General features: G+C 70.7%; 5 protein-coding genes and 1 pseudogene. 2 read left to right on the forward strand and 4 right to left on the reverse strand.

The window, feature by feature from the left end; genetic code table 11:
* Positions 1 to 688 (forward strand): CDGSH iron-sulfur domain-containing protein (locus tag VI238_RS07140; protein WP_331649919.1); only part of this gene is annotated, 688 nt, incomplete at its 5' end.
* Between the two features lie 17 nt (positions 689 to 705).
* Here the strand turns inward: VI238_RS07140 and VI238_RS07145 are convergent.
* The 4 genes from VI238_RS07145 to VI238_RS07160 all read right to left on the reverse strand — a co-directional run bounded on the left by VI238_RS07145 (position 706) and on the right by VI238_RS07160 (position 9,117).
* Positions 706 to 2,115: a diguanylate cyclase gene (locus VI238_RS07145; protein ID WP_331649921.1), complete on the reverse strand. Its 1,410-nt coding sequence runs from the start codon at positions 2,113 to 2,115 to the stop codon at positions 706 to 708.
* Positions 2,061 to 3,713: a hypothetical protein gene (locus VI238_RS07150; protein WP_331649923.1), complete on the reverse strand. Its 1,653-nt coding sequence runs from the start codon at positions 3,711 to 3,713 to the stop codon at positions 2,061 to 2,063. Before VI238_RS07150 ends, VI238_RS07145 begins: the two co-directional genes overlap by 55 nt.
* 250 nt (positions 3,714 to 3,963) lie before the next feature.
* Positions 3,964 to 6,774, reverse strand: coding sequence for a PKD domain-containing protein (locus VI238_RS07155; protein ID WP_331649925.1), 2,811 nt, complete (start codon positions 6,772 to 6,774; stop codon positions 3,964 to 3,966).
* 327 nt (positions 6,775 to 7,101) lie between these two features.
* Positions 7,102 to 9,117 (reverse strand): thioredoxin domain-containing protein, encoded by a 2,016-nt coding sequence (locus tag VI238_RS07160; protein WP_331649926.1) that lies wholly within the window; start codon positions 9,115 to 9,117, stop codon positions 7,102 to 7,104.
* 112 nt (positions 9,118 to 9,229) lie between these two features.
* Between VI238_RS07160 and VI238_RS07165 the strand changes: the two are divergent.
* Positions 9,230 to 9,465, forward strand: a pseudogene (locus VI238_RS07165) (hypothetical protein); the annotation flags it as partial.

Here is a 9,465-nt window from a genome sequence, read left to right on the forward strand (position 1 = left end):
GCCGGCGAGTGCAGCGCCCGCCGCTCCGTCCGCGTCCGCGACGCCGGCCATGCCTGCCGTCGAGGTCGTGGAAGCCGACGACGTGACGCTGATGTACGAGGGCAAGCGCTGCATCCACGCGCGCTTCTGCGTGACCGGCGCGCCGACCGTGTTCCTCGCCAACGTGCAAGGGCCGTGGCTGCATCCGGACACGATCCCGGTCGAACGCCTCGTCGAGGTCGCGCACGCGTGTCCATCCGGCGCGATCCGCTACCGGCGCAAGGACGGCAAGGCCGATGAGCCGGCGCCACCGGTCAATCTCGCGCGCGTGCGCGAGGCGGGGCCGTATGCGTTCCACGCCGAGCTGCGCATCGACGGCGAGCCCGCCGGATACCGCGCCACGTTGTGCCGCTGCGGTGCATCGAAGAACAAGCCGTTCTGCGACGGCAGCCATCACGACGTCGCGTTCGCGGCGACCGGTGAACCGCCGACGACGGGCAATACCGACATGCTTCCGCACAGGGACGGTCCGCTCGCGATCGAGCTGCAGCGCAACGGACCACTGCATGTACGCGGCAACCTCGAGATCGTGAGCGGCACCGGCCGCATGGTCAGCCGCGTGACCGACGTGCGGCTGTGCCGCTGCGGAGGCAGCGCGAACAAGCCGTTCTGCGACGGCACGCACGCGCGCATCGGCTTCACGAGCTGAGCGCGGCCACGCGACGCTCAGGGGACGCGATCGTCGGCGCTGCGCACTCGATCGCGGCCTTCGCGTTTGGCCTGATAGAGCGCGATGTCGGCATTGCGCAACAGCGCATGCGCGTCGGCGGCCGCCGCGAGGATCGCGCTCGCGACGCCGGCGCTGATCGTCACGCGACGAACCTGCTTCGTGCCGGGCACCGCGATGTCGCGGGCGGCGACCGCGGCGCGGATGCGCTCGGCGAGCGCGACCGCGGTCGTCGCATCGGCGCCCTCCAGCAGGCACGCGAACTCCTCGCCGCCGTAGCGCGCGACGAGCGCGTCGGCGGGCATGCCGTCGCGAAGCGTGCGCGCGACCGCGCGCAGCGCTTCGTCGCCGGCCGGATGGCCGTGGCGGTCGTTGTAAGCCTTGAAGTGGTCGACGTCGACGAGGATCAACGCGCACGGGCGCGCGCGCACGGGATCGCGCTCGAGCGTCTCGAGCAGCCGGCGCCGGTTGGCGAGACCCGTGAGCGCGTCGACGTAGGAGAGTTCGAGCAGGCGCGCGTTCGCCTCGTTGAGCTCGACCGTGCGCGATGCGACGCGCAGCTCGAGCTCGCGCCGTTGCGCCTTCAGCGCACGTACGCGCCAGAGCACCGCCGCGTAGCCGAGCAGCACGAGCGCGGCCGCGCCGGCGACGCGCGCCCAGGCTTCCTGCCACCAGCGCGCCTCGACCTCGATCGCGACGTCGAGCGGCGCGCTCACGTTGCCGGCGTAGTCGCGCCCCTCGATGCGCAGGCGATAGCGGCCCGGTGGCAGCGCGTTGAACGTGCGTGAGCTCTGCGCGGTCCACTCGCCCGGCGACTCCTCGTAGCCGACCAGCTGCGAGCGATAGCGCGATTCGCCTTCGCGCTGCCACGAGAGCAGCGAGTAGTCGATCGCGATCTCGTGCGCTGTGGGCGCGACGCGCAAGGACGTGCCCTCGACCGCTCGGTCGTCGACGCGCAGGCCGATCAGCTCGAGCGCTTTCGGTTGCGTATCCTGCACGGCGCGCTTCGGGTCGTAGACGGTGAGGCCGCCGAGCGTGCCGGCCCAGTAGCGGTCGTGCGCGTCGATGAACTGTGCGCCACGGTTGCATTCGTCGTGCACCATGCCGTCGCTGCGCGTGAACACGCGCGAGGCATAGCGGTTCGACTGCGGCACGAGCAGCTGCACGCCGTTGTTGGTGCAGATGTAGACGCGGCCATCGTGGTCGCTCAACGCGCTGTAGGCGGTCGAATCCGGCGGTGGCGGCAGGTCGTCCGCGAGCACGCGCGGGTGCCGTGGATCGGCGACGTCGAGCCGCACGATGCCGGCGCTGATCGTGCCGAGCCACAGCACCGGCGACCCGACCGCGGATTCGATCAGCGTCGCGCCGAGCAGGTCGAGGTCGGGCAGGCCCGCGTCGCGCCCGAGCAACGTCCAGCCTCGCCGTCGTAGCGCGCGAGACCCTGGTTCGACGTCGCCCACAGCCAGGTACGCGCGCCGAGCGGCTGCTCGACGAGGCTGCCGATGCGCCACGGTGCGACGACACCGGCCGGTTGCACCGCGTCCCAGCGGCCGGCGCTCCATCGGTAGAGCCCGGTCGTGCGCGTACCGACCCAGCGCTCGTAGCGACCGTCGCGCGTCGTCGCGAGCATCGCGGTTACCGCGCCTTCGACCTGCTTGGGCCAGGGCGTGTCGACCGCTTCGAACACGGGGCCGTCCCGCACGCGCAGCAGGTGCGCGTAGCGCAGGCCGATCCACAGCGTCGGCACGCCGCGTTCGTCGGGCGCTTCGGTGATCAGGCGCACGCCCGAATCGGGCAGCGCGCCGTTCGCCTGGTCGAAGGTGCGCCAGTGTCCCTGCTCGAACAGGCCGATGCCTTCGTCGCTCGATCCGACCCAGAGGCGCTCGCCGCCTCGGCGGTCGGGCTCCACGCGCACCGCGAACACGCCGGACGCATGCATGCCCATCAGCGACGCGGTGAGCCACTGGTTCGCGCCGACGATCGTGCGCGCGACGCCGGCCTCGGTCGCGAGCCACAGCACTTCGTCGCCGTTCGGGCTGCGCCAGCTGCTGAGGCCGCGCACCGCGTCGGACGGCAGCCCGTGCCGGCGATCGAATGCCTGCGCGTGCTCGCCGACGATGCGCACGAGCCCCGAGCGCGAGGAGATCCACAACGCGCGATTGCCGTCAGGCAGCGGCGTCTCGCCGATGTCGTAGACGTCGTTGGTCGGCAGGTCGCCCTGTTCGCGCGTCCACGCGCGCAGTCCGTCGTCGGTGAGGCGCCACAGGCCACGCGCGAACACGCTGATCCACAACTCCTCGCGGCCGGCGTGCTCGGTCGCGAACAGGAACTCGACCTGTCCCGGGTCGAATCCGGGGGCGCGGTAGCGCTGCCAGGCGCCGTCGTCCTCGCGGAACCAGAGTCCACTCGAGCCCGTGCCGACCCATTGCCGCGCGCGACCGCCGATGCGCTTCGTCTGTGCCATCGCGAGCAACGACCCCGGCGGGAGTTGCGCGTTGCCGCGGTCGGCGACCCAATGACCGTCACGGTGCTCGAGCAGCCCGCCCTCCCAGCTGATCGCCCACAGCCTCGAGCGGCCGTCGGCTTCGCGCGTCTCGCCGAATCGGCGGATCTGCTGCATCGGCAGGCCGGTCGCGTGGTTCTCGACGTGCCAGTGCCGGCCGTCGTAGCGGGCGAGGCCGTCGTCGCGGAAGGCCGCCCACAGCGTGCCCGCGGTGTCGAGGTACAGGCTGTCGGCGGAGTGGTCCATGCCCGGATCGGGACTCGCGGCCCAGCGGCGTCCGTCGTAGCGGTACACGCCCGCCGGCGACGCGAGCCAGACGAAGCCGTCGCGGTCGACCTGCGTCGCGACGGTCACGGCCGCGGGGACGCCGTCGCGCGTCGAGAAGGTCGTGAAGGACGGCGCGCCGATCTCGAACAGGTCGAGCGGTGCCGGTGCAGCCGTTGCCGCGGAGCCCGCGATCGTCCACAGCCCGAACAGCAACGAAATGGCGGTGACCCTGGACATGGTTCCGTATCGCACGTTGGGCACGATTATGCCGGAGCGTGCGCGGCGCGAGGCGCGACGATGCCGAACCGCCCGCGGCATGCGCGCGGCGAGCCCGGATCACCGGAAAAAAAGAGGCCGCATCGCTGCGGCCGGGAGTACGAACGGATTTCGCGGCGCCAAGGACTCCGTCGTCGGCGCCCCTCGTGCTTCGTGCGGGGAATGAAGGCGGCCGGTTGGGGCCGGCCACCTTCGCACCCGCGTCGCGTTGCTAGGGTGTGTACGTCGCCGTGAGCGTGATGCCCGAGGCGGCGGTGTAGCCGTAGATGCGGATGTAGTACGTGCCTGCGGTCGGCGAATTGATCGTGCAGGTCTCGTTGTTGCCGCTCACCCACGACCGGCACGTGTACGTCGACGTCGTCGGCGCGGAACCGAGCCGCACGTAGAGGTCGCCGTCGCCCGTGCCGCCCGACGTGGTCACGGTCAGCTTGGTGCGGCCCGACGGCACGACGATCGTGTACGTCGTCGAGTACGCATGCAGGCCCGCGGAGATGCCGCTCACCGGCACGCCGCTCGTGAGCACCGTGCCGCCACCGCCGCCGGTCGAGTAGCTGCCCGTGAGGCTGAGGCCGGTGAAGCTCGAGTAGGCGCGCACCATCACGTAGTAGGTGCCGACCTGCGGCGCCGTGAACGAGCAGGTTTCGCTCGAGGAACTCGTGTACGGACGGCAATCGAAGCTCGACGTCGTCGGCGCGCTGCCGAACTTCACGTACAGGTCGGCGTCGCCGTTGCTGCCCGAGGTCGCGAACACGAGGTTGGTCGCGCCGGCCGGCACGTCCATCGTGTAGACCGCCGTCGTGTTGCCGGTCGTCGCCGCGAGGCCGGTGACGGGCACGCCATTCTGCAGCACGTTGCCGCCGCCGCTCGTGACCGTCACCGAGCTCGTCTTGGTGTTGGTCGCGCCGCCGTTGTCGGTGACCGTGAGCGACACGCTGTAGGTGCCTGCGCTCGCGTAGGTGTGGCTCGGGTTGGTCGCGGTCGAGGTGCCGCCGTCACCGAACGTCCACGCGCGCGACGCGATCGTGCCGTCGCTGTCGCTCGAGCTGTCGGTGAAGTTCGCGGTGAGCGCGCTCGTGGTGAAGCTGAAGTTCGCGACCGGTGGCGTGTTGGTCGGCGAGCTGACCGAGACCGCGGTCGTCTTCGAGTTCGTCGCACCGCCGTTGTCGGTCACCGTGAGCGTCACGTTGTAGGTGCCCGCGCTCGCATACGTGTGGCTCGGGTTGGTCGCGGTCGAAGTGCCGCCGTCGCCGAACGTCCACGCGCGCGACGCGATCGTGCCGTCGCTGTCGCTCGAGCTGTCGGTGAAGTTCGCGGTGAGTCCGTTCGTCGTCACGCCGAAGTTCGCCACCGGCGGCACGTTGCCGCCACCGCCGCCGCACCCGGCGAATTTGAAGCTGCCGATGCGCGTGCGCCAGTTGAAGCTGCTGTTCGACGCGTAGTACTCCTGCGTGTACCAGAACGTGCAGTCGTCGACCGGGTCGACCGTGAGGTCGCTGTAGTCGCCCCAGCGATTGCCGGAGCCGGTCTGGCTGCCGCCGCCGTCGAACAGGTGCGTTTCGGTCTGCGTGAGCGTGTTGAGCGCGTCGCCCGCGAGGCGGCCTGCATAGCGGATCTGCGGATTGATCGTGCTGCTCGAAGCGGAATAGGCGACCGCGAGGTTGCCCTGTCCGTCCATCGCCGCGCTGCCCATCCAGCGCCACGTGGTGTCGGGCTGGTAGGTGCTCTCCTGGTACTTGGTCGGCGTGCCGGACGTGGCATTGCGCAATTCGAACCAGCGCACGCCCGCGACGTTGTTCGCCTTCACCGTGTAGTTGCCGACGAGCGATTCATGGTCGCCGAAGTTGCGATAGGCGAGGCGGAACATGAGGCGGTCGTCGAGGCCGTTGAGGTAGTTCGACGTTCCGCCCTTGGTCGGCACGCAATTGGACGTGCTGCCGCACGGCTGGGTGAACGCCGCGGCGGCCGGGCTGCCCGCGAGCGTGAAGGTCGTGTTGGACGGCGTCACGTAGTCGGCGTGGAAGCGGTAGGTCTTGTACGCATTCGTGTCCGGATACTCGACGAACACCTCGGGCGCGCCGGTCGGCGGCAGGCTGGAGCCGTCGAGGTCGGCCGGCATCAGCGGTGCGTTGCTCGAGCCGAGCGACGTCGTGGTGACGTACGCGGCGCTGGTCGCGCCCGCGATCATCGCGGCGCGATCGAACGCGAACGGCTGCGGGCGCAGGTAGGCCGTTCCCGCGCTGTTGAACACGTTCATCGACATGTAGTAGCCATCCGGCCACACGCCGAGGTGCGGATAGTCGTAGAACTCCGAACCGAGGTGATAGCCGTAACGCTTGTAGCTGCCGGTCGCATCGGAGCTGGTCGACACCGCGATGCATTCGTCGGTGATCGTGCTGCCGCCGGCGAACTGCGTGATGACCCAGCGGTCGGCGATCTGGTCGTACAGGACGATCGGGTCCCCATGGCCGGAGGTCTCGCACACGCCGCCGAAGCCGGCCCAGATCGACGAGGTCGCGCGCGGGCCGAGCAGCGAGGCACCGGTGACCTTGTCGAACACCTGGTAACCCGCGTTGGTCATCTGCACGTACTGCGTGCTGCCGACTTCGCCGTTGGTATCGGGCGGCGCGCAGCCGCAGGAGCCGACGCTCATGCCGTCGAAGCTGAGGATCGGCGCCGGCATCGGCGCATGGGACGTGCCGCCGATGTTCTGCACGATCGGATCCTTGCCGTCGACGTGGCGGCCCGGGATGCGCCAGTTCTCGGCGGCTTCGCGCTCGTCCCACGACCGTTCGCTCACGCTGCCCTTCCACTCGGGCAGGTAATAGAGCGGCAACGAGGTGTCGCTCTGGTACGACGTGCCGTAGACGATCGTCTGGCCGTGCGCGTTGATGACCGCGTTCGCCTGCGCGTCGGGCGGAAGGCGCGGGTGCGCTGCGATTGCGGCGTCGCACAGCGCGAGGCCGCCAAGCATGGCGAGTGCCGCGGCGAGCGAGCTGCGCCGCAGACCGAGTTTGGAATTCACGATGCGATCTCCCCATCAAGGATGTTGGGCAACGCCGCGGCGTGCCGCGGCACCGTCGCAAGCTCCGTTGCTCCCCGGTCGCGTCCGCCTCGGCGTGCGGCCCCTCTCTTGGCCACGCGGGAGACTCGTTTTGCGAAAGATCCGGGCTTGCCCGGATCGCGGGTACCGGTCTTCTGTCGGCCATCGACACAAAACGATCCGACCATAGCACCAGGGGATATCCGTCTGGAAGCGTATATTTGTTATATCCATGGACCTAGTTCACGGAATCGCCGATTCCGCGGTGCAGCATCGGCGCACCACGGCCGGCGGCGCGGCGGCGGTCGATCACGCCAGGTGCGCGGCGAGCTCCGCGGGATCGGCGATCGGCGGCAGGCAGGCCGTGCCGCGGCAGACATAGGCGAGGCCGCCGGCGGCGTGGCGTTGCGCGCCGAGCGTGCCCGGGCGCGCGGCGGACGGCGGGATGCGATAGACATCCGCCCGGCGCGAGGCTGCGAGGACGAGCGCGTCGTGCCAGCGGCCGGCCTCGTGGCCGTCCGCATGCAGCACGACGACCGTGCGCGGTTCGAGGTGCTCGCCAAGCGCGAGCAGCAGGCTGCATGCGGCCTCGGGCAGTTCCGCGAGCGTCGACCAGCCCGCTCGCAGGCAGCGCTCGGCCGCCGCGAGCCAGGCCGGCTCGCCGAGCAGGTGGCCGATCGCGAGCAACGCACGCGCGGCGACGCCGTTGCCGGCGGGCAGCGACTCGTCGAGGAACGGCTTCGGGCGTTGCGGCAACGGCTCGGCATCGTGCGCGGTGAACCAGAAGCCGCCGTGCTCGCGGTCCTCGAAACGCTCGAGCAGCGCGCCCGCAAGCGCGACGGCCCAGGCGAGGTCGCGGTCGCGCCAGCGAACCTGCAGCATCGCGAGCAGGGCGTCGAGCAGGAACGCATGATCGTCGAGATAGGCCGGGAAGCGCGCGCGGCCGCCCGCGTGGCAGGCGTACAGGCGCCCGTCGAGCCACGCGTTCTCGTACAGGAAGTCGAGCGCGTGCTCCGCCGCAGCGAGCAATCGGTCCTCGCCATCGCGGGCCGCGCGCGCGGCGCCCGCGATCGCGAGCGCATTCCACGCGGTCAGGATCTTGTCGTCGAGACCGGGTCGAACGCGACGTTCGCGCACGGCGAGCAGCTTCGCGTCGGCCCGTGCGCGTCGCGCCGTCGCCTGCGCGAGGTCGATGCCGAGCGCGGCCGCGACGTCGGCGAGCGGTCGCTGGACGACGACGTGCCAGGCACCGCCCTCGAAGTTCGGCGGCAGGTCGAATCCGTACAGTGGTTCGACGAGCGCGAACTCGTCGGCGTCGAGCGCCGCTCGTACCTCGTCGCGCTGCCAGACGTAGTAACGGCCTTCCTCGCCTTCCGAATCGGCGTCGTAGGAACTCCAGAACCCGCCGTGCGCCGATTGCAGTTCGCGCCCGAGCCAGCGAGCGCACGCCGCCGCCGCTCGCGCGAACGCGGGCTCGCCGAAGCGCAGCGCGGCCTGCGCGTACTGCGGCAGCAGCTGCGCATTGTCGTACAGCATCTTCTCGAAGTGCGGAATCTCCCAACGCGCGTCGACGCAATAGCGGAAGAAGCCGCCGCCGAGGTGATCGGCGAGTCCGCGCTCGGCCATGCGGGCGAGCGTGTGCTGCGCCATCCCGCGCGCGTCGTCGCCCTGCGAGAGCAGCCATTCGATCTCGCTCGCGTGCGGGAACTTCGGTCCGCCGCGCCGGCCGCCGTTGGCGGGATCGAATGCGCGCGCGATGCGCGCGAGCGCGTCGCGCATCGGCGCGTCGTCGAGCGCGCCCGCATGCGCGGGTTCCGTGCCCTGCGCGGCGAGGAAGCGCGCGAGCGCCTCGTTCTGCTGCCGCAGCGGGTCCGGTTGCCCGTCGTGCCAGTCGCGCACGGCACGCAGGACGTGCGTGAAAGCGGGCAAGCCCGGGCGTGGCGCCTTCGGGAAATACGTCCCCGCGTAGAACGGCACGAGGTCGTCGGCGGCGAGGAACATCGTCAGCGGCCAGCCGCCGCCGCGACGCGCGAGTGCCTGGTGGGCGAGCTGGTACACCTTGTCGAGGTCGGGTCGTTCTTCCCGATCGACCTTGATGTTCACGTACAGCGCGTTCATGAGCGCCGCCGTCGCCTCGTCCTCGAAGCTCTCGTGCGCCATCACGTGGCACCAGTGGCACGCGGCATAGCCGATCGACAGCAGGATCGGCTTGCGTTCGCGCCGCGCGGTCGCAAGCGCTTCGTCGCACCACGGCCACCAGTCGACCGGGTTGTCCGCGTGCTGGCGCAGGTACGGGCTCGTTTCGCCGGCGAGTCGATTGCTCATGGCCCGAGTCTACGCGCCGTGCGCTGCGCGCGCGCGATGCACGCGCAATTCGTACACGCGCGCGCGGTCGCGGGCGGTCGCCGCGAGCACCCGCGGTTGCGACGATCGCGGCATGGACATCCCGGCCTGCACTGATCTCCCGGGCGCGCGTCGCCGATGCGAGGCGGTCGGCGAAGGACGCCTGTACCGCGTCGACTTCGCGACCTTCGACCACGCGCGCACGTTCGACGACTGGTCGCTCGCGTGCGCCGCCGCGCGTACGTTCGGCGAGGCGCACGTCTGGCGCACGTCGCAGCTGCTGTGCTGGGTGCTGCTGCCGGACCGCTGGCACGGCCTCGTGCGGCTGGC

The sequence above is a fragment of the Dokdonella sp. genome, from assembly GCF_036518555.1.
Taxonomy (GTDB): Bacteria; Pseudomonadota; Gammaproteobacteria; order Xanthomonadales; family Rhodanobacteraceae; genus Dokdonella_A.